We start from the raw sequence: 24,465 nt of genomic DNA, 5'->3' as shown, positions 1-24,465 counted from the left end.
ACGTACAGGGTTTCAGGTTGCGTGAACCGACCCGTGACTGCACTCCCCCTTAGCTTCTGCTGCACGGGGACAGGTGTGGCCTCGCCGCTGCCACTGCCAGTTGCGAGGCCACCTCTGGCCGATCGACCGCCCCCTACCGGAGCGCGACGGACGGCACCGCCACCCCGTCCTCCGTCACGTACTTCACGCCGGCGTCGTTCTTCGTGATCGTGAACGCGTCCAAGGTCTCCCCCACCTCCTTGTCCGTCGTCGACCTGTCGTCCCACTTGGCCCCGATGACCGCCTCGTAGCGGATCGTGTTCTCCGTGACCGTGATGCCCTGGAACGTCGACGTGTGCGCCGCGCGGGCCACCTGCGTCGCGCCGTTGCGGGTCCAGACGTTGTCGTCGGCCGGGGACAGCTCGTAGTACTTCGGGCCCGCCATCGCGACCGCGTAGACCGGGCCCGTCGTCACGCCCGGGATGTCCGTCGCGTCCGCGTTGACGTAGCCGCGGGCGTAGACGTGGTCGTGGCCCATCAGGACCAGGTCGATGTCGTGGCGCTGGAAGACCGGCAGCCAGGCGTCGCGGATCGGCTTCTCGTCACGGCCTTCCGCCGCCGAGAAGACCGGCTGGTGGAAGGTGGCCACCGACCACTTGTTGGGGTTGTCCGCCAGGATCGTGTCGAGCCAGCGGGCCTGGAGGTCCAGCCACAGCTTCTGCGGGTCCGGGCAGTCGACCGAGCAGGACGGGAGGTCCGGCGGGGTCATCAGTTCGCGGGCGTCGTGCGTGCTCGCGTTGAGGGTGATGAAGCGGACGTTCTGGTAGTCCGTGTAGTACGCCGTCTCCACTATGGACTTCGCCATGTGGGTTTCGTACGCCGCCCGTTGGCGTTCCGCCGGGGTGCCGTCCTTCGCCGGTACGGGCGTGGGGCCGTTGGCCGGGTACGCGAACGTGGACTTCCACGTCTTCAGGAACAGGTCCGCGTTGTACTCGTGGTTGCCCGGCGCCGCGATCACGTTCGTCGTCTGGCTGTGGCCGTTCATCGCGCCGAACCACTCGTCCCACAGGCCGTCGTTGCCGCCCGAGTCCACCAGGTCGCCCGCGTTGACGCTGCCGATCGCCTTCGGGAAGCGCTTGTACGCCTGGTCGACGACCGGGGCCCACTTCGCCTTCAGGTCGTTCTGCGCGTCGCCGAAGTAGAGGAACGTGAACTCCTCGCCCGGCTTGCCGGCGGAGGTGAAGGCGTACCGCTCGCTCAGCTTGCTTCCCGTGCCGACCCGGTACTCGTACGCCGTGCCCGCCTTCAGCCGGTCCATCACCGCCGAGTGCGTGCGGGTCGGGACTCCGCTGCTCAGGAGTTCCTCGTTCGTCACCGCCTTTGCCTTGCGCCAGGCAGAGTTGGATCCCTTCTCGCGGTACTGCGCCTCACCCTGCGTCGTCCCGCTGCCCGTCCGCCACGTCACCGCCTGGGAGGTGGCGGGAGTCTCCGTCGGGGTGAGGACGATGCGCTCCGGGGTCACGCCCGGCGCTTCCAGGTCCGGGTTGGTCGTCAGCGCCACGTCGAAGATGTGCATGATGCCGCGGTCCGTGCCCTGGGGCAGGGTCACCGACTTCACGCGCTTCTTCCCGTCCAGCACCTGCGGGACCGTGCCGAAGACCACCGTGCGGGTGGTGTCCGACGTGCCGTCCACCTTGTTGCGGCCCTCCGTCGCTACCAACGGGACGTTGCCGTAGAGGTAGTTGGTGCCGGGCGTCCAGTCGGTGAACTGCACCGCCACGTTCTGCGTCGAGCCGTCCTCGTACTCCACCGTCGCCAGGCCCTGCGAGGGGCCGTTCGTCGCGAGGCCGAGGAAGGAGATGCCCGTCGCCTTGACGCCCTTGCCGTTCCTGCCGGAGAGGTTCACCCGCTGGCCGTGCGGGATCCAGTTGTCCGGCTGGGCGTTCTTCGTCTTCGGCCAGGTGAAGGTCACTCCCGTGTCGGCCAGTGGCAGCTTCGCTCCCGGCGACGCGCCCGCCGCCGCCAGCTTCTCCCGGGACAGGGAGTTGTCGCTGAGGTCGAGCGAGCCCAGCTCGCCCTGGCCGTCGGGGGTCGAGCCGATGTTGTTGCGGGCGTCGGAGCCCTCCGTGTACGACGGCGGTACGTCGGCCGCCCCCGTGCCCCAGGTCTTCGGGGTCTCCCCCATCGTGAACGTCAGCTCGCCACCGGCCCGTGCGAAGTCCTCGTTCAGCCAGGACTTGGCGGAGCGCTTCCCGTTGACCTTCAGGCCCGTCACGTACGGCTTGTCCGCCGCCGCGCCCGCCGCCTTGATCGTGATCCGGCGGTCGCTGTCCGCGCTGTCGATCGTGATCCGGTCGAACATCGGCGAGCTGAGCACCAGGTTCGCCGTGCCGTACACCGTCGGGTTCATCCCGAGGTTCGCCCACACGTACCAGGAGCTGAGCGAGCCCAGGTCGTCGTTGCCCGGCAGGCCCGACGGCGTCGTGCCATACATCTCGTCCGTCGCCCGGCGCAGCACCTCCGACGTGCGGTGCGGCTGCCGAAGCCAGTTGTAGACGTACGGCATCGAGAAGCTCGGCTGGTTGGAGAGGTAGGCGCCCGTGGTGTTGTAGACCCCCGCGTCCAGCGCCTTCGTGTGCTCGTCCAGGTCGCGCGTGACCGGCTCGATGCCTCCCCGCTTCTCGATCAGCGTCCCGATGTTCTGCGGGACCATCCAGCCGTACTGGTAGCCGGTCGCCTGCTCGAACTGGTTGCCGCGCTCACCGAGGTTGAAGGACCGGTCGAAGCCGTTGCGGCCGCGCGGGCGGATGCGCTGCGTCTCCGGGTCCAGCAGGTTCTGCCAGTTCTGCGCCCTCGTCATGAACCGGTCGTGGGTGGCCTTCTCACCCAGCCGGTCCGCCAGTTGGGCGATCGCGAAGTCGTCGATGGCGTATTCGAGCGTCTTCGACGTCGCCGAGTCGCCCTTGCCGTTGTCGATGAAACCGGCGCTGAAGTACTGCTGCGCGTGCGCCCGCTTCGTCGTGTCGGCGGGCAGCGACTGCGTCTTCCGCATCGACGCGAGCGCCGCCTTGCGGTCGTAGTCCACGCTGCCGAACGCGTCGATCGACGACAGCACCACCTGCAGCGAGTCACCGCTCATCTTCTGCTGCGACTGGTTCAGATGCGGCCAGTTGGGCCACGCGCCCGTCTGCTTCACCAGGTCCACCAGGGACTGGTTGATGTCGGAGCCGACCTTCGGGAAGAGCAGCGCGATGAGCTGCGCCTGGCCCCGGTACATGTCCCAGCCCGCGTACGTGACGTAGTGGTGCCGGCCGGGCGCCACCTTGCGGACCTTGCCGTCGTGGCCCGGGTACTGGCCGTTCACGTCGTCGGAGACGTTCGGGTGGAGGAGGGAGTGGTAGAGCGCCGTGTAGAACTTCACCCGTTCCGACTTCGTGCCGCCGGTGGCCGCCACCGTGCCCAGCGCGTTCTTCCAGACCGTCGCGGTCGCCTTCCGTATCTCGTCGAAGGTCCGGCCGCCCGTCTCCTCCTCGGCGTTGCGCGCCGCGCCCGCCACGCTGACGTAGCTCAGGCCGGTCCGCGCGGTGACCGTCGCGCCCTTCGGGAAGACCAGGTACGCGCCCGAGCCGTGCCGGGCCTCGCCGCCGCGCGCGGTGGCCGCGCCCGGGGTGATCTCGCCGCCCTGCCAGGTGCCGTACGAGGTGAACGCACGGTCGAAGGTCGAGGAGAAGTAGGCCCGGTAGCGGCCCCCCTCGTCGCACACCGACGCCGTCTCGACCCAGCCGCTGACCGTGCGGCCCTCGACCTTGACCTCGCTGTCGAAGACCCGGTTGTTGGAGCCCGCCACGTCCAGGATCAGCGTCGAGGAGTCCTTGCGGGCCGGGAACTCGTACCGGTTGACAGCCGTACGCGTCGTCGCCGTCAGTTCCGTTTCCACGCCGTTGGCGAGGCCGACCGTGTAGTGGCCGGGGGCCGCCGTCTCGTCGCGGTGGTCGAAGTCCAGGTAGTACGGGTCGATCTTCGTGCCGGGGCTGCTCGGCAGCGCGCCGCCGTCGAGCTTGCCCGTGTACGGCAGGACCGGGAAGTCGAAGGCGCTGAACCGGCCTTCGCAGCCGGTGCCGGAGAGCCGCGTCATCCCGAAGCCGCGGATCTTGTCGGCGCTGTACTCGTACCCGCCCTTCTGGTCGCCGTCGGACGAGCGGTACGTGGTCGGGCTCGACTGGACCATGCCGAACGGGGTCGTCGCACCCGGCCAGGTGTTGCCGTACGCGCTGTTGCCCTTGTTCTGGGCCGGGTCCAGCTCCGTGCCGATGAACGGGTCGACGGCGTCGTACGGGGTGATGGAGGAGGCGCGCGGGGCGGCCTTCTCCGGGGCGGCGGCCGTGGCCGGCGCCAGGCCCGCGACCAGTGCGCAGGCCGTCAGGGCGGCGGCGGCCGCGACGGCGCGCAGCCGGCCCGGTCTCGTCCGGGCGGCCGGGCGTTCGGCGGTGGGTTCCCGCATGGGCGGTCCTCTCGGGTCGGGCGAATGGCGTGGATCTCCGACCCGGGAGGTGGGTGGGCCATGTCGGATGACAACGTTGTCCAACTCCCGTTCGGGCGCGTGCACCACAGTGCTCGGCACAGTTTTCCCCGAGAGGGCCGCCAGGGGAAGACCTGGCCAACATGCCATTTCCAGCAACGCCGCGTCAGCCGTGCGGGAGGTCTGCCCCTCAGCGCCGGGCGTGGCGGATCTTCAGCCGCCCGTATCCCATCGCCCCGGAGAAGCGGATGCGCGGCCCGCCGGGCCGGGACGGCTGCCGGGGCTTGTAGCGCAGGTCCTTCCAGCCGGTGTTCACGCCCTCCACCTCGACGATCGCGTCGCGCGGCACCGTGACGCTCGCGCTGCCGGTGCCGAGGCTCAGCTCGATGTCGACGACCGGGTGTTCGACGATCGCCCGGGACAGGTCCAGGCGCACCCGCCCGAAGGCGGACTCGACCTTGAGGAACCGGGGCACCCGCCAGGTGCCGCGCCGGGTGATCCGTCCGCCGGCGGCGGCGATCGTCGATGTGGTGCCCGGGTCCTCGGCCGGGAGCACGTCCAGGGCCGCGGCGAGCTCGCCGTGCGTCGTGGCGGCGAGCACCTGGCCGAGGCGCGCGTCCATCTCCTCGTGCGAGATGCGCTCCTCGGCGTACGCCTCCCGCACGCGCCGCACGGCGCTTTCGCGGTCGTCCTCGCCCACGCGCGACACGGCGTTTCCCTGAGGTGCCTGAGGTGTGGTCACCGCTCAACTGTAGTGCGGTGAACGGCGCGTGGACATGGGGAGGCACCCCTCAAGGGGCGGGCGCCCCGGCGGCCTGACGGCTGTCGTAGTCGGCGCGCGCCTTCGCGATCTCCTGCTGGTGGCCCTCGGTCCAGTCGACGAGGGACCGGATCGTCGTGTGCAGCGTCGCGCCCAGCTCCGTGAGCTCGTACTCCACGCGGGGCGGGACGACGGGGTAGACCGTGCGCCGCACCAGGCCGTCACGTTCGAGCTGGCGCAGGGTCACCGTCAGCATGCGCTGGCTGATGCCCTCGATCAGCCTGCGCAGCTCGGAGAAGCGCAGCGTGCGGCGTTCCAGGTGGGCGATGGCGAGGAGCGACCACTTGTCCGCGACGCGGTCGAGGATCTGCCGCACCTCGCATCCCTCGCGGACGTCCCACTGACTGATGTCGTAGTCCGGCCCGCTGCCGGTATCCCCGCAGTTACTCGGTGACTTCGAAGTGCCTTCTTCCATACCTCCCCACGGTGCCGCAAGCTTCAGGTGGTTACAAGAGGGAACCGACCAGCATTTCGGTAACTCGCCTCCGTTCCGCGCTGCTTGCGGCCTCTGCAAGCGAACTCCGTTCCGACTGACCGCTGTTGCGGCCATGCGCCATGCCCGTTTCGCCCGCGTACAAGGAGAAGACCCGTGTCCTCATCACCCTCCCTTCCGAGTCCGAGCAGCGACCGCATGACCGGGCGCGCCTGGGGCGTGCTGCTCGTCCTGTGCGGCGCGATCTTCCTCGAAGGCATCGATGTGGCCATGCTCAACGTGGCCATGCCCGCGATCCGTGAGGATCTGGACCTGTCCACCGGCACGCTCCAGTGGGTGATGAGCGCGTACGTCCTGGGGTACGGCGGTTTCATGCTGCTGGGCGGACGGGCGGCCGATCTGTTCGGCCGTCGCCGGATGTTCGTCCTCTGGCTCGTGGTGTTCCTGCTCTTCTCCGGGCTGGGCGGCCTGGCCACCGAGGGGTGGATGCTGATCCTCGCCCGCTTCGTGACGGGGATCGCCGCGGCCTTCATGACCCCGGCCGGACTGTCGATCATCACCACCGGCTTCCCGGAGGGGCCGCAGCGCAACAAGGCCCTGCTCGTCTACGCGGGCACCGCCGCGGGCGGCTTCTCCATCGGCCTGGTCGTGGGCGGGCTGCTCTCCGCCATCGACTGGCGCTGGGTGTTCTTCGCCCCGGTCATCCTCTCCTTCGTCATCCTGGTCGCCGCGCTCGCCCTCGTCCCCGTCTCGCCCCGCCCGGACCGCACCGGAAAGGGCGTCGACCTCGCCGGAGCGGTCACCGTCACCGCCGGGATCCTGCTCCTCGTCCTCGGCGTCGAGCGGGCCACGCACGCCGCGGCCGGCTGGACCGTCGTGACGATCGGCGCGGCCCTGCTCCTCTTCCTCGCGTTCGTCCTCATCGAGCGCGCCTCGTCCTCGCCGCTGGTGCGCCTGGGCCTCTTCCGCAGCGGGTCGCTGGTCCGCGCCAATGTGTCGGGGCTGCTGTTCGCCGCGGGGTTCTTCGGCTTCCAGTTCATCGCCGTGCTCTACCTCCAGGAACTGCGCGGCTGGTCGTCCCTGGAGACCAGCTTCGCGCTGATCGTCATCGGCGTGGACGCGGTCCTCTCGCCGCTGCTCACCCCGAAGCTGGTGGCCCGGTTCGGCAACGCCCGGATCATCTTCGGCGGGCTGCTCGTCGCGTCGCTGTCGTACGCCCTGTTCCTGCCGCTCGCCGCGGACTGGACGTACGCGGCGATGTTCCCGGGCCTGCTGCTCCTGGGTGTGGCCTTCTCCCTGGTCTACGGGCCCCTCACCATCGTGGCCACCGACGGCATCGCCGAGGAGGAGCAGGGTGTGGCGGGCGGGCTGCTCTACACGTCCTTCCAGTTCGGTGCCGCCATGGGGCTGTCCGCCGTGGCCGCCGTCAACGTCGCCGCCACGAACGGCACTTCACCGGCCGCCCTGCTCGACGGGTACCGGGCGGCCCTGGTCGTCCCGCTGGCCGCCGCCCTGATCGCCGCCGCCGTCAGCGCGTTCGGGCTCCGTACCCGGCGGGCGGTGACGACGGGCGACGACTCCCCGGACGGCAGCGGTGACGACAGCCGGGTCGAGCGGCCGGCCGGGGTCGGGGTCTGAGCGCGCGGGCACACGGCAGCGGGGGTACGGCCGGGGCGCCCGGTCGTGCTCCCGCTGCCGCGTGCTGCCGACTGTTCCGGTCGCCCGTCCCCGTCCCCGTCACCTATTCCGGTCGACACCCCTCCTGCCCGTCCGGCAGAGTCACGTCATGGACCCCATGGACCCGGTGGATCTCGAAGACCGCGCGCACCCCCGGCACTGGCCCCTCTACGGGCTTCGCCTCCGCACCCCGCGCCTCGAACTGTGCCTGCCAGGCCCCGAACTCCTCGACGAGCTGGCCTCCGTGGCGGCCCACGGGGTGCACGACCCTGACCGGATGCCGTTCAACGTGCCGTGGACCGACGGGACACCCGACGCGGTGGGACGGGCGGTGTTCCAGCATGTGCTGGGGACCGTGGCCGGCTGGTCCGTGGACGACTGGACGCTCAGCCTGGCCGTCCGCCACGAGGGGAAGGTCGTCGGGCGGCAGGACCTGATGGGGTGCGGCTTCGGGGTGCGGCGGGAGGTGGAGACCGGGTCGTGGCTCGGACTCCCGTACCAGGGGCAGGGGTTCGGCACGGAGATGCGCGCCGCCGCCCTTCACCTCGCGTTCGCCGGGCTCGACGCGCGGTACGCCGTCTCCGCCGCCATGACCGACAACCCCCGGTCGCTCGGAGTCTCGCGACGGCTCGGGTACACGGACGACGGCCTGCGAACGGACGTCGTGCGCGGGGCCCCCGTCACGCTCCGGCGGCTGCGCCTGGACCGGGCCCGGTGGGAGGCGCACCGGAGCGTGGACGTGACCGTGGAGGGGCTCGACGCCTGCCGGGCGGAGTTCGGGGTCTGAGCACGGCTCACCGGGCGGCCGACCCCCCTATTTAGCAAGGGTAGGCTAACCTCACTTCGGACCGCCCCAGCCGGAAGCCGGGCCCGTCCGCCCGCCGCTCCGGCCGTCCCGGAGGAGCTCCCGTTGACGCCGACGACCGCCACCGCCCCCGAAGTCGCCCCGTTCCGGCTCTTCGACCTGGCCGTTCTGCGGACCAGGCGGCTGGGCCCGTCCATCCTGCGGATCACCCTCGGCGGACCGGGAGCCGACGGCTTCAGCGGCGGGGGCCGTGATCAGAGCCTGTCGGTCCTCCTGCCCCGCCCGGGCCAGAGCGAAGCCGTGGTCCCGGCGGGCGGGAGCGGGACCTGGCACGAGAAATGGCGGGCGCTGCCCGAGGACGTACGGGCGGTGCCGCGTTCCTACTCCGTACGGGCGCAGCGGCTGCGGGCCGACGGCCTCACCGAGGTCGACCTCGACTTCGTGCTGCACGGCGCCGACGGCCCCGCCTCCCGCTGGGCACTCGCGGCCGCGCCCGGCGACCGGCTGAAGGTGCTGGGCCCCGCCGTGGCGGACAACGCCGCCGTACGCTTCCGGCCGCCGGCCGACACCGACTGGGTGCTGATCCGGGCCGACGAGACCGCCCTGTCCGCCGCGGCCGGGGCCCTGGAGTAGCTGCCCGCGGGGCTGCCGGCCCGGGTCTGGCTGGAGGTCCCGTGCACCGAGGACCGGCAGGCGCTGAACACCGCGGCGAAGGCCCGGATCAGCTGGCTCGTCCGCAACGAGGGGGCCGCGTGCGGCGTGGAGGCCGTACGCGCCGCCGAGCTGCCCGGGGGCACACCGTACGCCTGGATCGCGGGCGAGGCGTCCAGGGTGCGGGCGTTGCGCCACCACCTGGTCCGGGAGCGGGGCTTCGATCCCGCACGCGTGACATCCGCCGCGTACTGGCGGCGCGGACTCAGCGCGGAGCAGGCACGGGAAGCGGAAGCGGAAGCAGCGGCGGACGTGCAGGCGGTGATGGCCCCCGGGGGCAACGGCGTGGACCGGCCGGAGGGGGACAGGGCAGGCAAGCGAACGGATAGCGAAGGGAACGGGGACAACCTGCGCACCCCCAGGGGGAGGGACAGGAGCAGTTTTTAGTTAGGTTAGGCTTGCCTTACTTCGACATCGCGGCTCTCGTCCCCCCCTTCCTGCCCGGAGGGCCGCGATGAAGTTCCCCTCACCCGGGAGGACCCCTTCATGCGTTCGCACCTGCTCAACAACACGACTGCGGAGCACTATCGGAGCACCGTCTCCGCAGGAGTGGAACGGGTCGCGGCCACCCTCGCCGCCACCGAGCGCCCCTTCAGCGGGGTCGGTGTCGACGCGCTCTCCCCCGTCGTCGACGCGATCGACCTCGACCGGCCGCTGGGCGACGCCGCCGCGGCCCTCGACGAGCTCGGCGAGGTCTACCTCCGCGACGCCGTCTACTTCCACCACCCCCGCTATCTGGGGCACCTCAACTGCCCGGTCGTCATACCCGCCGTGCTCGGCGAGGCCGTGCTCTCCGCGATCAACTCCTCCCTGGACACCTGGGACCAGAGCGCGGGCGGCACCCTCATCGAGCGCCGGCTGATCGACTGGACCACCGAGCGGATCGGGCTCGGCCCGGCCGCCGACGGGATCTTCACCAGCGGCGGTACGCAGTCCAACCTCCAGGCGCTGCTGCTGGCGCGGGAGGAGGCGAAGATCCGGCCGGAGCACCTCACCCGGCTGCGGATCTTCACCTCCGAGTGCAGCCACTTCAGCGTGCAGAAGTCCGCCAAACTGCTCGGACTCGGACCGGACGCGGTCGTCTCCGTGCCCGTGGACCGCGACAAGCGCATGCGGACCGTGGCCCTCGCCCGCGCGCTGGAGAGCTGCGTCGCCGAAGGATCCGTGCCGATGGCCGTCGTCGCCACCGCCGGCACCACGGACTTCGGCTCCATCGACCCGCTGCCCGAGATCGCCGCCCTGTGCGAGCAGTACGCCGTCTGGATGCATGTGGACGCCGCGTACGGCTGTGGGCTGCTCGCCTCCCGTGCGCGCGGCGGGCTGCTCGAAGGCATCGCGCACGCCGACTCGGTCACCGTGGACTACCACAAGTCCTTCTTCCAGCCGGTGAGTTCATCCGCCGTTCTGGTCCGCGACCGGGCGACCCTGCGCCATGCCACGTACCACGCGGAGTATCTGAACCCGCGCCGGATGGCCGAGGAACGGATACCCAACCAGGTCGACAAGTCCCTCCAGACGACCCGCCGGTTCGACGCGCTCAAGCTGTGGATGACGCTGCGCGTCATGGGCGCGGACGGGATCGGCGAGCTGTTCGACGAGGTCTGCGACCTGGCCGCCGAGGGCTGGCGGCTGCTCGCCGCCGATCCGCGCTTCGACGTGGTCGTCGAGCCGCAGCTCTCCACGCTCGTCTTCCGCTACATCCCGTCCGGTGTCACCTCCCCCGACGAGATCGACCGCGCCAACCTCCACGCCCGCAAGGCGCTGTTCGCCTCCGGCGAGGCGATCGTCGCGGGCACCAAGGTGGGTGAGCGCCAGTACCTGAAGTTCACCCTGCTCAACCCCGAAACGACCGTGCACGACATCGCCGCGGTCCTCGACCTGATCTCCGGCCACGCCGAGAAGTACCTGGGAGACTCCCTTGTCCGCGCTTCCTGACCCCCACGACTTCATCGGGATCGGGCTCGGCCCGTTCAACCTCGGTCTCGCCTGCCTGACCGAGCCGATCGACGAGCTGAACGGCGTCTTCCTGGAGTCCAAGCCGGACTTCGAGTGGCACGCCGGAATGTTCCTCGAAGGGGCCCATCTCCAGACGCCGTTCATGTCGGACCTGGTCACCATGGCCGACCCGACCTCGCCGTACTCGTTCCTCAACTATCTGAAGGAGCGCGGCCGGCTCTACTCCTTCTACATCCGGGAGAACTTCTACCCGCTGCGGACCGAGTACAACGACTACTGCCGGTGGGCCGCCGCGAAACTGAGCAGTATCCGGTTCGGCGAGACCGTGGAGTCGGTGACGTACGACGAGGGCTCCGGGCTCTACACCGTGGCCACCGTCTCCGGTGAGCGGTTCCGGTCCCGGCATCTGGTCCTCGGCACCGGTACGCCGCCGCACATCCCGGACGCCTGCCAGGGGCTCGGCGGGGACTTCCTGCACAACTCCCGTTATCTGGAGGGGAAGGCCGAGCTCCAGAAGAAGAAGTCCATCACGCTGATCGGCAGCGGGCAGAGCGCGGCGGAGATCTACTACGACCTGCTCTCCGAGATCGACACCTACGGCTACCGGCTCAACTGGGTCACCCGCTCCCCGCGGTTCTTCCCGCTGGAGTACACCAAGCTGACGCTGGAGATGACCTCCCCGGAGTACATCGACTACTTCCACGCGCTGCCCGAGGAGACCCGCTACCGGCTGGAGACCGGGCAGAAGGGGCTGTTCAAGGGCATCGACGGGGAGCTGATCGACGCGATCTTCGACCTGCTCTATCAGAAGAACCTGGCCGGCCCCGCGCCGACCAGGCTGCTCACCAACTCCGCGCTCGTCAGTGCTCGTTACGACGAAGACGGCGGCGCGTACAGCCTGGGGCTGCGCCAGGAGGAGCAGGGCAAGGAGTACGAGCTCACCACCGAGGGCCTCATCCTCGCCACCGGCTACCGGTACGAGGCGCCCGCCTTCCTCGCGCCGGTCACCGGGCGGCTGCGCCACGACAGCCGGGGCCGCTTCGACGTGGCCCGCAACTACAGCATCGACACCACCGGGCGCGGGGTCTTCCTCCAGAACGCCGCGGTGCACACCCACTCGATCACTTCGCCCGACCTCGGTATGGGTGCCTACCGCAACGCGTACATCATCGGCGAACTTCTCGGCCGTGCGTACTACCCGGTCGAGAAGTCCATCGCCTTCCAGGAGTTCGCCGTATGAGCCGCCCCGACAAACAGCAGCCCCGCACCATCGGCACGTTCACCGTCCGGCCGCTGGACCCCGCCGCCGACGCCGCTCTGGTGCACGGCTGGGTGACCCACCCCAAGGCCGCGTTCTGGCTGATGGGCGGAGCCGAACTCGCCGACGTGGAGCGGGAGTACGCGGACATCGCCGCCCACCCGCACCACGACGCGTTCATCGGGCTCCACGACGGCGAGCCCGCCTTCCTGATCGAGCGCTACGACCCCACCGAGGTCGAGCTGAAGGGGCTGTACGAGGCGGAGCCCGGCGACGTCGGGATGCACTTCCTCGTCGCTCCCACCGACACCCCGGTGCACGGCTTCACCCGGGCCGTGATCACCGCCGTGATGGATTTCCTGTTCGCCGACCCGTCGGTGCGCCGGGTCGTCGTCGAGCCCGATGTGACCAACAGCGCCGTACAGGCCCTCAACAAGGCCGTCGGCTTCGAGGTGCTCCGGGAGATCGCCAAGCCGGAGAAGTACGCCCTGCTCAGCGCCTGCACCCGTGAGCAGTTCGAAGCAGCAACCGGAGGAAACGACCGATGACGACCGCCCTCACCGACAGCGTCGCCCACCTCTCCCCGGACCGCTGGGCCACCGCAAACCGACTGCTGGTGCGGAAAGCACTGGCGGAATTCAGCCACGAGCGGCTCCTGGCCCCCGCGCCGCTCGGCGACGACCGTTACACCGTCCGTAGCGACGACGCGTCCACCGAGTACCGTTTCACCGCACATCTCTTCGCCCTGGACCACTGGCAGGTCGCGGCCGAGACCATCACCCGGCACCGGCACGGCTCCGAACTCCCGCTGGACGCAGTGGAGTTCTTCATCGAGCTGCGGCACACCCTCGGGATCTCCGATGAGGTCCTGCCGGTCTATCTGGAGGAGGTCTCCTCCACCCTGGCCGGAACCGCCTACAAACTCACCAAGGAACCGGCCACCTCCGGCCAGCTCGTCGCCGCCGGCTTCCAGGCCATCGAGACCGGGATGACCGAGGGCCACCCGTGCTTCGTCGCCAACAACGGGCGGCTCGGCTTCGGCGTGGACGAGTACCGCGCGTACGCCCCCGAGACGGCCTCGGAGATCCGGCTGGTCTGGCTGGCCGCCCACCGGGAACGGGCCACCTTCACCGCGGGCGCCGGTCTCGACTACGAGGCGCTGGTGAAGGGCGAGCTGAGCGAGGCGACCCGGGAGCGGTTCGACGGCGCGCTGCGCGGGCTCGGCCTCGCCCCGGACGACTACTTCCTGCTGCCGGTCCACCCCTGGCAGTGGTGGAACAAGCTCGCGGTCACCTTCGCCGGAGAGCTGGCCGAGCGGCATCTGGTGGTGCTCGGCGAGGGCGAGGACGGCTATCTCGCCCAGCAGTCGATCCGTACGTTCTTCAACACGGACCACCCCGAGAAGCACTACGTCAAAACGGCGCTGTCCGTCCTCAACATGGGCTTCATGCGCGGGCTCTCGGCCGCGTACATGGAGGCCACGCCCGCGATCAACGACTGGCTGGCCGGTCTGATCGAGCGCGACGACCTGCTGCGCGGGGCCCGGTTCTCGATCATCCGCGAGCGGGCCGCGATCGGCTACCACCACCGGTCCTACGAGGCGGCCACCGCCAAGGGCTCCCCGTACCGGAAGATGCTCGCCGCGCTGTGGCGCGAGAGCCCCGTGCCGGGTCTCCAGCCGGGCGAGCGGGTCGCGACGATGGCCTCGCTGCTGCACACCGACCACGAGGGCGGCTCGGTGGCCGGGGCGCTGATCGCCGAATCGGGCCTGGACCCGCAGGCGTGGCTGCGGCACTACCTGGACGCCTATCTGGTGCCGGTGCTGCACAGCTTCTACGCCTACGACCTGGTCTTCATGCCGCACGGCGAGAACGTGATCATGGTCGTGGAGGACGGCGTCGTCACCCGCACGATCTTCAAGGACATCGCCGAGGAGATCGCGGTGATGGACCCGGACGCGGTGCTGCCGCCGCAGGTCGAGCGGATCCGGGCCGAGGTCCCCGAGGACATGAAGCTGCTGTCGGTCTTCACCGACGTCTTCGACTGCTTCTTCCGCTTCCTGGGCGCGGGCCTGGCCAGCGAGGGCGTCCTGGACGAGGACACCTTCTGGCGGACGGTCGCCGCGTGCGTGCGCGACTACCAGGAGTCGGTGCCGTATCTCGCGGAGAAATTCCAGCAGTACGACCTGTTCGGGGCGGAGTTCGCACTCTCCTGCCTCAACCGCCTCCAGCTGCGCGACAACCAGCAGATGGTCGACCTCAACGATCCTGCCGGAGCACTTCAGTTGGTGGGGCGCCTGAAGAATCCGATCGCGGGGTTCTGAGATCCGGCCGCCGGATCCCGGCGGCCCCCTCGACCGGTGAGCGCCCGAGGACGGTCCCTCGGGCGCTCACCTCTCCGTCCCCGGGGCGGGAGGACGGCGGGCTGGCAGAATCGGGGTCATGGCAGAAATCATCCAGCGGGACGGAACGTGGACGTTCGACGGGGACACCGTGCGCATCGTGCCGGGGGGCAAGGCGCACCCGGTCCGGCAGGAGCTGGGTGAGATAGCCGTGCCGGTGCAGGCGGTGGCGGGCATCTCCTTCGAACCCGAGCGCAGGGGCGGGCGGCTTCGGCTGCGGCTGCGCGGCGGCGCCTGCCCGGTGCTGCGGGCCGCCGACGGCCGGCTGAAGGACGGCGCCGACCCGTATGCGCTGACCGTGGAGAAGGACCGCACGGGGGTCGCGGAGTACTTCGTCGACGAGGTCCGCAACGCGCTGCTGATCGAGCAGGTGCCGGACGGGCCCGTGGACCGCTTCCTGCTGCCCGGCCCCGCCCTGCCGGTCTCCGGCGGGGGTGGCGACGGCACGGCGTCCTTCGACGGCGAGACCGTCCGGCTGACCTGGAACTGGAAGACCGAGGAGTCCAAGACCTCGGCCGGGCCCTCGTCCTTCCCGCTGTCGCGGATCGCGGGGGTGCGGTGGCTGCCCTCGATCGGGCTGGAGAACGGCTATCTGCGCTTCGAGCCGGTGGACGGCCCCTCCTCCGCGCCTCCGAAGTTCGACCCGTACTCCCTGGAACTGTGGGGGTTGTCGAAGAAGGAGTACATCGCGGTCCTGGTCGCGGCGGCGGTGCTGATGCGGCTGCCCGGGGCGCGTGCGGCCCTGGACGCACCGGAGGCGGCCCCGGCCCTGGTGAAGGCGGCCGAGCCCGTCGCCCCGCCCGCGGGCGACCACGACGCACTGCTGCGGCGGCTGCGGGAGCTGGGCGAGCTGCACCGGGCCGGGGTGCTCACCGACGAGGAGTTCAGCACCGCGAAGCAGGCCGTTCTGCGCAGCATGTAACGCGAACGAGCGGCCTTTCCGGGCACTCCTGCCCGATTTCGGGCAGATTTCTTGCATAAGCGCGCCCCGGCAAGCAATATCGACGCGTGCTTGAACGCCGCTCGTCGCACGACGACCTCATCGATCACCTCGTACGCTCCACCGCGCTGCAGCGCGGCGAGGCGGCCCGGGTGATCCTCGACGTGCTGGCGTACTTCGACGAGAGCACCGACGACTTCGTCCGGCGCCGCCACCGCGAACTGCAGTCCGGCGGCCTGGTCAACACGGAGATCTTCGAGCGGATCGCGGCCGAGCTGCCGCACCGCGCCGTGGCGCCGCCGGAGCTCTCGCTCCGCCAGCTGCGCCGCATCGTCTACGGCTGAGCGGGCCGGGCGCCCGTGCGGGGCGCCGAACGCATGCGTGTACGTGTACGTCGATGGAGGGGCAGAGAACTCATGTGCGGGATCGTCGGATATATCGGAAAGCGTGATGTGGCACCGCTGCTGCTGGAGGGTCTTCAGCGGCTGGAGTACCGGGGCTACGACTCCGCGGGCATCGTCGTCACCGGCAAGGCCGCCGCGGGCAGGCCGGGCACGCTGAAGATGGTCAAGGCCAAGGGCCGGGTCCGCGAGCTGGAGGCCAAGGTCCCCAAACGGTTCGCCGGCACCACCGGCATCGCGCACACCCGCTGGGCCACCCACGGCGCGCCCAGCGACGAGAACGCCCACCCGCACATGGACGCGGAGAACAAGGTCGCCGTCGTCCACAACGGGATCATCGACAACGCCTCCGAGCTGCGCGCCAAGCTCACCGCCGACGGGTTCGTCTTCCTCTCCGAGACCGACACCGAGGTGCTCACCCACCTGATCGCCCGCGCCCAGGCCGACACCCTGGAGGAGAAGGTCCGCGAGGCGCTGCGCCACGTCGAGGGCACCTACGGCATCGCCGTGCTGCACGCCGACTTCAACGACCGCATCGTGGTCGCCCGCAACGGTTCCCCGGTCGTCCTCGGCATCGGCGAGAAGGAGATGTTCGTCGCCTCCGACGTCGCCGCCCTGGTCACCCACACCCGCCAGGTCGTCACGCTCGACGACGGCGAGATGGCCACCCTGAAGGCCGACGACTTCCGTACGTACACCACGGAGGGCTCGACCACGACGGCCACGCCGACCACCGTGGAGTGGGAGGCCGAGTCGTACGACATGGGCGGCCACGACACGTACATGCACAAGGAGATCTCCGAGCAGGCCGACGCCGTGGACCGCGTGCTGCGCGGCCGGATCGACGACCGGTTCTCCACCGTGCACCTGGGCGGCCTCAACCTGGACGCCCGCGAGGCGCGCGGGGTGCGCCGGATCAAGATCCTCGGCTGCGGCACCTCGTACCACGCGGGCCAGATCGGCGCGCAGCTCATCGAGGAGCTCGCCCGGATCCCGGCCGACGCCGAGCCGGCCTCCGAGTTCCGCTACCGCAACCCGGTCGTGGACCCCGACACCCTGTACGTCGCGGTCTCCCAGTCGGGCGAGACGTACGACGTGCTGGCCGCCGTCCAGGAGCTGAAGCGCAAGGGCGCCCGCGTCCTCGGCGTGGTCAACGTGGTCGGCTCCGCGATCGCCCGGGAGGCCGACGGCGGTACGTACGTCCACGCGGGCCCGGAGGTCTGTGTGGTCTCCACCAAGTGCTTCACCAACACGGTGGTCGCCTTCGCGCTGCTCGCACTGCACCTGGGCCGGATCCGTGACCTGTCGGTCGCGGACGGCAAGCGGATCATCGACGGGCTGCGCCGGCTGCCGGAGCAGATCAGCGAGATCCTGGCGAACGAGGACGAGATCAAGCGACTCGCGGCGGAGTACGCGGACGCCAAGTCGATGATGTTCATCGGCCGGGTGCGCGGCTACCCGGTGGCCCGCGAGGCCTCGCTGAAGCTGAAGGAGGTCTCGTACATCCACGCCGAGGCCTACCCGGCCTCCGAGCTGAAGCACGGCCCGCTCGCGCTGATCGAGCCCGCGATGCCGACCGTGGCGATCGTGCCGGACGACGACCTGCTGGAGAAGAACCGCGCCGCGATGGAGGAGATCAAGGCCCGCAGCGGCCGCATCCTCGCCGTCGCCCACCAGGTGCAGGAGAAGGCCGACCACACCATCGTCGTGCCGAAGAACGAGAACGAGCTGGACCCGATCCTCATGGGCATCCCGCTCCAGCTCTTCGCGTACCACACGGCCCTCGCGATGGGCCGCGACATCGACAAGCCGCGCAACCTGGCGAAGTCCGTGACGGTCGAGTAGACGGCGGAGCGCGAACCGTTGGGCCCCGCACCGTCGCGAAGACGGTGCGGGGCCCAACGCGTGCCGCTACAGGGCTTCCTGGCGGCCCCTCAGGCATTTCCCGGCCCACTCGGGTCGCTCGGCCCGCTCAGGTCGATCAGGTCGCTCGGGTCGCTCGGGTCGCTCAGGGAATGACGATGACGGGGCGTTGCGCGCGGCGGGCGAGGCGGCCGGCCACGGATCCGAAGATCCGGCCGACGATGCCGTGCGTGGAGCCCACGACGATGGCGTCGGCGGCGTACTCCCGGCCGACCTCCTCCAGTTCGTGGCAGATGTCGCCGCCGCGCTCGACGAGCACCCAGGGCACCTCGGAGAGGTAGTCCGCGCAGGCCAGTTCCAGGCCGAGGACCTCGGTGCGGTGATCGGGGACGTCGACGAAGACGGGGGGCTCGCAGCCCGCCCAGACCGTGGTCGGCAGCCGGTTGGCGACATGGACGATGATCAGGCCGGAGCCCGAGCGTCCGGCCATGCCGATGGCGTAGGCGAGAGCCCGCTCACTGGACGTGGAGCCGTCGAAACCGACCACGACTCCGTGCCGGAAGGCGGGATCGCACGCATGGCGTGCTTCTTCGACCGTCCGCGGCTCCGACGCGGGGTCGGCTACCGGCTTGCGGTCTTTGGGTTCAGGGATTTCGTGACCGGCCATCGGTGTCTCGGCGAAGAGAATCCTCGTGAGGAGGGAACGGTTTCGAGAGGTGCATCAGCTGGTGGTGAAGCTCTGTCCGGGAATCATCTTCCCAACCCCATACCCCCAAGGGTACGGCGTCACTCCTCCACCGCCCAGACCCCCGCAAAAGCGTGCGCGACGCTGGAGGGAGCATGCCCGAGCCGGTCCGGTATGGCAATGCCGGTTGTGTCGTACACGGGCCTCGGAGGGGCCGAACACCGTCGGTCGTCCTGTTTTTAACGACCGCCCGCGACGGCCGACGGACGCTCGGCGCACCCGCTGATGACGCCCGCACCCGGTCTCCGTTGGCCACACCGCCACCGGGCCCGCACCCCGGGAAGCGACTCCGCTCCGCCCGCGACGCGACCCCGTCCGGGACGAGCCCGGCGACAGCGTCCGGGCCGGCGGCCGCCACGGTCCGGCCGCCGCCGCCCGGCCGCCCGCCGGAAACCCCCGGTCCTTATGTTTCACGGCACATCGGTCGGTAATGCGGCCCTGTGGGACCGCGGCCCCGCCCTCGCCGCGACGGCCCGCCACCCCCTCCCGCGGCTGCCCGAACGCGCCATGGTTCACGGGAGCGAGGGAGCGCACCGGCGCGGCTTTCCCAGGGCGGTTGTGCGCCCGGCGTGACCGGATACAGCACACACAACCGATGGTTTTCAGCCAACTTCGCTCGGGTGCCCGACCCTTCGCCGGATGGCCGGACACCCCACCGCCCACCAGGCAGGAACGGACCGCGCGGTACGCTTTCACCCGACGCGGACGGGCCACGTTGTCGAGGAGCACTTCCCTGTGCGCTTCGCGAGTGAAACGCTTCGTGATCGAACGCTTCACGCCACGTTTCCTTATCGACATTGAGCTGGTGGGGGAAGGTGTCACGGCGGGACCACGCGACGCAGTAGATTCGATCTTGGAAATCGGAGACTGGGGACACGTGCGACACCGAGGGGAAACGTGCAGGAGCGACAGGCCCGTAAGGACCAGGGAGACGCGAACACCGAGGGGGGCTTAGCGTCATGAGCCAGGACTCCGCCGCCGCGACCGAGGCCGCACGCAAGCTGACCGGGCGGCGACGCCGGGAAGTCGTTGCCGTGCTGCTGTTCAGCGGCGGCCCTATCTTCGAGAGCTCCATCCCGCTCTCCGTTTTCGGAATCGACCGGCAGGACGCGGGAGTTCCCCGCTACCGCCTGCTGGTCTGCGGCGGCGAGGAAGGACCGTTGCGCACCACCGGTGGGCTCGAACTCACCGCGCCGTACGGCTTGGAGGCGATCAGCAGAGCCGGCACCGTGGTGGTGCCCGCCTGGCGGTCGATCACCTCGCCGCCGCCCGCCGAGGCACTGGACGCGCTCCGGCGCGCCCACGAGGAGGGCGCCCGCATCGTCGGTCTGTGCACGGGAGCCTTCGTGCTCGCGGCCGCCGGCCTGCTGGACGGCCGGCCGGCCACCACACACTGGATGTACGCACCGACGCTGGCCAAGCGCTATCCGTCGGTGCACGTCGATCCGCGCGAGCTGTTCGTGGACGACGGTGATGTGCTCACCTCCGCCGGCACGGCCGCCGGTATCGATCTCTGCCTCCACATAGTCCGCACCGACCACGGCACGGAAGCCGCCGGGGCACTCGCCCGCCGGCTCGTCGTGCCGCCGCGGCGCAGTGGCGGGCAGGAGCGCTACCTGGACAGGTCTTTACCGGAGGAGATCGGGTCCGACCCGCTCGCCGAGGTCGTGGCCTGGGCCCTGGAGCATCTGCACGAGCAGTTCGACGTGGAGACGCTCGCGGCGCGCGCCTATATGAGCAGGCGGACCTTCGACCGCAGGTTCCGTTCGCTCACCGGCAGCGCACCGCTCCAGTGGCTGATCACCCAACGGGTGCTGCAGGCACAGAGGCTGCTGGAGACCTCCGACTACTCGGTCGACGAGGTCGCCGGCAGGTGCGGCTTCCGCTCCCCGGTCGCGCTGCGCGGGCACTTCCGCCGCCAGCTCGGCTCCTCCCCCGCCGCGTACCGGGCCGCCTATCGGGCCCGTCGTCCGCAGGGGGTGGCGGAGAGTGCCGCGACGGTGGTCGAGACGATGGTGCCCAGCCAGGGGCCACCGTCCGGACGCCGGGGCTCGCCCGTGTCCTCCGCACCCGTCGCCGTGGCGGCGTCGGTGGGGCCCGGGGAGCACTCCCTGCCGGGTCCTGACGCGTACGTTCCCGGACGCCCGGCCCTGCCGGGACAGCGGAGTGCCCCGTAGGGTGGGGCTCATGAACGACCGCATGGTGTGGATCGACTGCGAGATGACCGGGCTCTCGTTGACGGACGACGCACTCATCGAGGTGGCCGCCCTGGTCACCGACTCGGAGCTGAACGTGCTCGGCGAAGGGGTGGACATCGTGATCCGCCCGCCGGACGCGGCCCTGGAGACCATGCCCGAGGTGGTGCGGCAGATGCACACCGCCTCGGGCCTCCTCGACGAGCTGGCCGGGGGGACCACCCTGGCGGACGCCGAGGAGCGGGTCCTGGCCTACGTCCGTGAGCATGTGAAGGAGCCCGGCAAGGCCCCGCTCTGCGGAAACTCGGTCGGAACCGACCGCGGGTTCCTGGCGCGGGACATGCGGGATCTCGAGAGCTACCTCCACTACCGGATCGTGGACGTGTCCTCGGTCAAGGAGCTGGCCCGGCGCTGGTATCCCCGGGCGTATTTCAACAGCCCGGCCAAGAACGGCAACCACCGGGCGCTGGCGGACATCCGTGACTCCATCACGGAGCTCCGCTATTACCGGGAAGCGGTCTTCGTACCGCAGCCCGGCCCGGACTCGGAGCGCGCCAAGGAGATCGCGGCGCGTCTGGCGGCCCCGGCAGCACCGTAGGAACCCGCTGGTCACGGGCGCGAAAGCGCCCGTGGACCGGCCCCGGGAAACGGGGGCGCGAGCACCCTCCCGGACCCTGTACACTTTTTCTCGGCCGGTCGGAAACGACCGGACGACATGGTGGGTATAGCTCAGCTGGCAGAGCACCTGGTTGTGGTCCAGGATGTCGCGGGTTCAAGTCCCGTTACTCACCCTGAAGGAAGGGCCCCGGTCTTTGGACCGGGGCCCTTCCGCGTGCCGTGCGGCGGTGTGCTGCCCAGCCGCTCAGAACGTGACGTCGGAGCAGGCGTAGAAGGCGTTGCCGGTGTCCGCGATGGTCCAGACGCCGAGGATCAGATGCTTGCCCGACTTCTGCGGCAGCGCCCCGTCGTGCGTCACGGTCGAGCCCGGCTGCCGGCCGCCGAAGGGCACGGTCAGGAAGGGCTGCGGCTCCAGGTCGGCCCGGGTGAGGGGCTTGGCCGGGTCGTAGCCGTCCTTGGTGACGTAGTACCGGAAGTCGGTCGTGGCGTGCCGGGCGGTGATCCGCCAGCGGAAGGTGTGGTTCGCCCCGGCGCTCACCCGGGAGGCGGGCCAGGCTCCGCCGCGCGGGTCGTCCAGCTCGGCGAACCGCTGGTTGCCCCCGGCGCAGATCAGACCGTCGCGGGGGCCGCCCGTCGGAAAGCCCTTGGGGCCTTCGACGCTCGGCGGCTCCCACTGGATCTGCCCGCAGTCGCGGACGGTGCCGTCGCCGCAGAGCTGCTGCCTGCTGACGGGCGAGTCGGTGTACCCGTGGCTCTGTGCGCTGCCGGAGGTGGCCAGCAGGGAGACCCCGGCGATGCCGAGGCCGAGGAGTAAGGACGTGATCTTTCTGCGCATGTGGTGCTCCTGAGGTGAGGGGTGGAGCGTGCGGACAGACGGACCGGACGGCCGGACCGGGCGGCGGCTCGCCGCACTTGGTCTAGACCAAGACGGAGGCTAGTCCTGTCTTTTGGTCATGTCCATACCACTGAAAGGGCCCCGGTCCGAAGACCGGGGCCCACCTGATCGCTCCGGGTCCGCCGTCAGACCGCCGGCGCCTCCACATGAGCGACGACCTGGGCGTGGAAGCGGTCCACGGCCTCGTCGACACTGCGGATGAAGCCGGTCTCGGCGCTGCCCCGGCCGCTGCCCATGCCCTTGAACAGGGAGAGCCGGAAGCCGGTGATCTGCGCCCCGTCCTTCGGGAGGATGTCGGCGGGCTCCGGGCGCAGCCGTTCCAGCGTGCCGCGCGGGCCGACGCCCTGGCCGTCGACGAGCGTCTCGATGTGGAGGTCGGCGGGAGCCTCGGAGAGCCGCCGGACCAGCCGTTTGACCCGGCTGAGGGGATAGCCCGGCTCCACGGCGGGGACCTCGATGGACGTACGGAGTTTGCCGGTGCGCAGATCGGCGGTGATGGCCAGGACGCCCGGGGTGCCCTCGATGCGGATCTCGGCGCCCAGCCTCCCCTGCTCGCAGAGGTGGTCGGCCAGCTCGGCACGGCGGGCACTCGGGTCGGAGCCGCGCCGCGCGCGCTGGACCGGCAGGACCTTCTGCCCCAGCTCACCGCCCAGCCGCAGGCAGACCTGCCGGACCAGCCGCTCCCAGTTCTCGATGACCTCCAGGGCCCGGGCGTCGCCCTGGCACAGGGTCTCGTCGTCGATCCCCCGGCGCACGGGGACCCAGGCCGCGCCCATGTTCTGGAAGCCGTGACATCCGGAGTTCTCGTGCTGGAGGTACTGGAGGAGTTCCTGGAGCAGCCAGGCGTGCGCGGCGTTGCCGACCCCCTCGTGACGGATCAGCATCTGCGCCTGGTGCACGACCTCGGCCCAGGACAGATGCCAGAGCGCCACCTTGTGCTTGCGCCGCCGGTCGATCCGTACGTCGACGAGCGGGCTGCCCTCGAGCGCGACGTCGTTGGACAGGGTGATCACGGCCTCGTACCCGCGCCGGGCCGCGATGTCCATGTACGCCTGCACCTGGTCGGGCTTGAGCGCGTTCCCGTTGGTCTTGGTCTCGACGAGCGCGGTCCACAGCTTGCCCGCCCGCTCGACCCGGACCACCCCGTCCGGACGGCGCGGCGACTCCCCGTGCGGCAGGGTCACCTCGGTGAACGTCTCCATCCGGCCGGCCGGTGCGCCGAACCCGGCGGTGAGACGGCGGCCGAACTCCGGCACCTGGGCCATCACGGACAGCACGACGGAGGTGGCCCGCGTCTCGCGCTCACGGTCGCTCTTGAGCGCCGACACGGGGAACAGCCGGGCGGAGCGCCAGGTGTCGTTGTCGGCGAGCGACTTCTTGGCCGTACGGGGAAGCGTGACCTTCTTCTTCGCCGTACGGGGGCGGCGGCGAGCGGGCTTCGGTACGGGGGCGGGGCCGAGGTCGGGGTCAGGGTCGCCGGGTTCCGGCACGGCAGGCGTCCGCGATGCGGCGGGCGCCTGCGGTGCGGCCGGGGCCGTCTCCCTGACGCCCCGGCTCTGGGCGGGAACCACCGCCGGCGGCTCCGGCACGGCCTCCCCGGCGGCGGCCGGCTGATCGGGCGCCTCCGGTTCCGGTTCCGGTCCTGCTTCCGGTCCTGCTTCCGGGGACTCCTCCGTCGCGTCGTCGTCGATGTCGACGCCGTAATCGGTCGCCAGCCCGGCGAGGCCGGACGCGTACCCCTGGCCGACCGCGCGGAACTTCCACTCCCCCGAGCGCCGGTACAGCTCGCCGAAGATCACCGCGCTGACCTCGTCGGCCCCCTCCACGGCGAACCGGACCAGGCCGTCGCCCGCGCTGTCCGCGAGGGTGAGGCGGAGGTCGTCCAGGTCGCCGAAGCGGGAGCCGGCATAGCGGCTGGCGGCGACGACCACCTTCTCGATCTCCTGCGGGACGGCGTCCAGATCGAAGCTGATCCGGTCCTCGCTGCCGTCGGCCGTGGGCGTCTTGCCGAGCAACTGCACGCTTCCGTTGCCGGCCACGGGATTGTTGTAGAAGCAGAAGTCGACGTCGCTGCGGACCTTGCCGTCACCGTCGAGCAGAAGTACGGATACGTCGGCGTCACCTTCGCCCGTGGTGCTGCTCCACCCCAGGCTGACCATGACCGAACCGACATCCTCGCTCAGCGTCGCAAGACCGACGTTGGCGCCCTTGGTCATCTCGTGCACGAGGCCCCCCAAATGCACAGCCGC

Annotated in this window: 17 protein-coding genes, 1 tRNA gene and 1 pseudogene; 13 read left to right on the top strand and 6 right to left on the bottom strand. The window is 70.5% G+C overall.

The genetic code is table 11. From position 1 onward, the window contains the following. Positions 1-133: 133 nt before the first annotated feature. From ACIQPT_RS25305 to ACIQPT_RS25295, 3 genes are all read right to left on the bottom strand, one after another. A complete protein-coding gene (locus ACIQPT_RS25305; RefSeq protein ID WP_401158738.1) occupies positions 134-4,480 on the bottom strand; it encodes a GH92 family glycosyl hydrolase in 4,347 nt (1,448 codons plus the stop codon). A 208-nt stretch (positions 4,481-4,688) separates the two neighbouring features. Further along, complete coding sequence (locus ACIQPT_RS25300; RefSeq protein ID WP_401158847.1) at positions 4,689-5,198, bottom strand: DUF1707 domain-containing protein; 510 nt, start codon at positions 5,196-5,198, stop codon at positions 4,689-4,691. 91 nt (positions 5,199-5,289) lie between these two features. Further along, a complete protein-coding gene (locus ACIQPT_RS25295) occupies positions 5,290-5,733 on the bottom strand; it encodes a winged helix-turn-helix transcriptional regulator (protein ID WP_401158737.1) in 444 nt (147 codons plus the stop codon). Positions 5,734-5,949: 216 nt separating this feature from the next. Between ACIQPT_RS25295 and ACIQPT_RS25290 the strand changes: the two genes are divergently transcribed. The 10 genes and pseudogenes from ACIQPT_RS25290 (at position 5,950) to glmS (ending at position 17,745) form a co-directional block, all read left to right on the top strand. Beyond that, positions 5,950-7,389 (top strand): MFS transporter, encoded by a 1,440-nt coding sequence (locus ACIQPT_RS25290; protein ID WP_401158845.1) that lies wholly within the window; start codon positions 5,950-5,952, stop codon positions 7,387-7,389. A gap of 148 nt (positions 7,390-7,537) precedes the next feature. Beyond that, positions 7,538-8,215, top strand: coding sequence for a GNAT family N-acetyltransferase (locus tag ACIQPT_RS25285; RefSeq protein WP_401158735.1), 678 nt, complete (start codon positions 7,538-7,540; stop codon positions 8,213-8,215). A 123-nt stretch (positions 8,216-8,338) separates the two neighbouring features. After that, positions 8,339-9,193 (top strand): annotated as a pseudogene (locus tag ACIQPT_RS25280) (siderophore-interacting protein); the annotation flags it as partial. Between the two features lie 237 nt (positions 9,194-9,430). Then, entirely contained in the window at positions 9,431-10,879 is a 1,449-nt protein-coding gene (locus ACIQPT_RS25275) for a pyridoxal phosphate-dependent decarboxylase family protein (RefSeq protein ID WP_401158733.1), read from the top strand. After that, positions 10,863-12,140 (top strand): lysine N(6)-hydroxylase/L-ornithine N(5)-oxygenase family protein, encoded by a 1,278-nt coding sequence (locus ACIQPT_RS25270; protein WP_401158731.1) that lies wholly within the window; start codon positions 10,863-10,865, stop codon positions 12,138-12,140. Before ACIQPT_RS25275 ends, ACIQPT_RS25270 begins: the two co-directional genes overlap by 17 nt. Then, positions 12,137-12,706, top strand: a complete 570-nt coding sequence (locus tag ACIQPT_RS25265; RefSeq protein ID WP_401158729.1) for a GNAT family N-acetyltransferase — start codon at positions 12,137-12,139, stop codon at positions 12,704-12,706. Before ACIQPT_RS25270 ends, ACIQPT_RS25265 begins: the two co-directional genes overlap by 4 nt. Next, entirely contained in the window at positions 12,703-14,481 is a 1,779-nt protein-coding gene (locus ACIQPT_RS25260) for an IucA/IucC family protein (RefSeq protein WP_401158727.1), read from the top strand. The genes ACIQPT_RS25265 and ACIQPT_RS25260 overlap by 4 nt, the downstream gene beginning before the upstream one ends. 118 nt (positions 14,482-14,599) lie before the next feature. Beyond that, positions 14,600-15,481, top strand: coding sequence for a DUF4429 domain-containing protein (locus tag ACIQPT_RS25255; protein ID WP_401158725.1), 882 nt, complete (start codon positions 14,600-14,602; stop codon positions 15,479-15,481). 86 nt (positions 15,482-15,567) lie between these two features. Continuing rightward, positions 15,568-15,843, top strand: coding sequence for a hypothetical protein (locus ACIQPT_RS25250; protein ID WP_003968990.1), 276 nt, complete (start codon positions 15,568-15,570; stop codon positions 15,841-15,843). 72 nt (positions 15,844-15,915) lie between these two features. Beyond that, positions 15,916-17,745 carry a glutamine--fructose-6-phosphate transaminase (isomerizing) gene (gene glmS / locus ACIQPT_RS25245; protein ID WP_401158722.1) on the top strand — a complete coding sequence of 610 codons (1,830 nt, stop codon included), beginning with the start codon at positions 15,916-15,918 and terminating at the stop codon, positions 17,743-17,745. Positions 17,746-17,908: 163 nt separating this feature from the next. On the opposite strand, the gene ACIQPT_RS25240 is transcribed toward glmS, so the two are convergent. Next, positions 17,909-18,430 (bottom strand): universal stress protein, encoded by a 522-nt coding sequence (locus ACIQPT_RS25240; RefSeq protein ID WP_359764919.1) that lies wholly within the window; start codon positions 18,428-18,430, stop codon positions 17,909-17,911. 1,037 nt (positions 18,431-19,467) lie between these two features. Here ACIQPT_RS25240 and ACIQPT_RS25235 point away from each other — a divergent pair. From ACIQPT_RS25235 to ACIQPT_RS25225, 3 genes are all read left to right on the top strand, one after another. Beyond that, positions 19,468-20,685, top strand: a complete 1,218-nt coding sequence (locus ACIQPT_RS25235; RefSeq protein ID WP_401158720.1) for a helix-turn-helix domain-containing protein — start codon at positions 19,468-19,470, stop codon at positions 20,683-20,685. Between the two features lie 10 nt (positions 20,686-20,695). Further along, positions 20,696-21,301, top strand: a complete 606-nt coding sequence (gene orn, locus ACIQPT_RS25230; RefSeq protein ID WP_401158718.1) for an oligoribonuclease — start codon at positions 20,696-20,698, stop codon at positions 21,299-21,301. A gap of 120 nt (positions 21,302-21,421) precedes the next feature. Then, positions 21,422-21,494 (top strand) — tRNA-His (locus ACIQPT_RS25225). 71 nt (positions 21,495-21,565) lie between these two features. On the opposite strand, the gene ACIQPT_RS25220 is transcribed toward ACIQPT_RS25225, so the two are convergent. Together ACIQPT_RS25220 and ACIQPT_RS25215 are read right to left on the bottom strand one after the other, a co-directional pair. Next, complete coding sequence (locus tag ACIQPT_RS25220) at positions 21,566-22,156, bottom strand: lytic polysaccharide monooxygenase (RefSeq protein WP_401158716.1); 591 nt, start codon at positions 22,154-22,156, stop codon at positions 21,566-21,568. Between the two features lie 185 nt (positions 22,157-22,341). Then, positions 22,342-24,432, bottom strand: coding sequence for a TerD family protein (locus tag ACIQPT_RS25215; protein ID WP_401158843.1), 2,091 nt, complete (start codon positions 24,430-24,432; stop codon positions 22,342-22,344). Positions 24,433-24,465 lie beyond the last annotated feature (33 nt).

The organism is Streptomyces sp. NPDC091289, from assembly GCF_044757365.1.
In the GTDB taxonomy this organism is placed as follows: Bacteria; Actinomycetota; Actinomycetes; order Streptomycetales; family Streptomycetaceae; genus Streptomyces.
The sequence above is the reverse complement of the archived record's forward strand: the minus strand, read 5'-3'. Positions and strand labels throughout refer to the sequence as shown.

Coding starts and splice junctions, on each gene's coding strand:
- ACIQPT_RS25305 (WP_401158738.1), bottom strand. CDS start 4,480: ATGCGGGAACCCACCGCCGAACGCCCGGCCGCCCGGACGAGACCGGGC.
- ACIQPT_RS25295 (WP_401158737.1), bottom strand. CDS start 5,733: ATGGAAGAAGGCACTTCGAAGTCACCGAGTAACTGCGGGGATACCGGC.
- ACIQPT_RS25290 (WP_401158845.1), top strand. CDS start 5,950: ATGACCGGGCGCGCCTGGGGCGTGCTGCTCGTCCTGTGCGGCGCGATC.
- ACIQPT_RS25285 (WP_401158735.1), top strand. CDS start 7,538: ATGGACCCCATGGACCCGGTGGATCTCGAAGACCGCGCGCACCCCCGG.
- ACIQPT_RS25275 (WP_401158733.1), top strand. CDS start 9,431: ATGCGTTCGCACCTGCTCAACAACACGACTGCGGAGCACTATCGGAGC.
- ACIQPT_RS25265 (WP_401158729.1), top strand. CDS start 12,137: ATGAGCCGCCCCGACAAACAGCAGCCCCGCACCATCGGCACGTTCACC.
- ACIQPT_RS25260 (WP_401158727.1), top strand. CDS start 12,703: ATGACGACCGCCCTCACCGACAGCGTCGCCCACCTCTCCCCGGACCGC.
- ACIQPT_RS25255 (WP_401158725.1), top strand. CDS start 14,600: ATGGCAGAAATCATCCAGCGGGACGGAACGTGGACGTTCGACGGGGAC.
- glmS (WP_401158722.1), top strand. CDS start 15,916: ATGTGCGGGATCGTCGGATATATCGGAAAGCGTGATGTGGCACCGCTG.
- ACIQPT_RS25240 (WP_359764919.1), bottom strand. CDS start 18,430: ATGGCCGGTCACGAAATCCCTGAACCCAAAGACCGCAAGCCGGTAGCC.
- ACIQPT_RS25235 (WP_401158720.1), top strand. CDS start 19,468: ATGAGCCAGGACTCCGCCGCCGCGACCGAGGCCGCACGCAAGCTGACC.
- orn (WP_401158718.1), top strand. CDS start 20,696: ATGAACGACCGCATGGTGTGGATCGACTGCGAGATGACCGGGCTCTCG.
- ACIQPT_RS25220 (WP_401158716.1), bottom strand. CDS start 22,156: ATGCGCAGAAAGATCACGTCCTTACTCCTCGGCCTCGGCATCGCCGGG.
- ACIQPT_RS25215 (WP_401158843.1), bottom strand. CDS start 24,432: ATGACCAAGGGCGCCAACGTCGGTCTTGCGACGCTGAGCGAGGATGTC.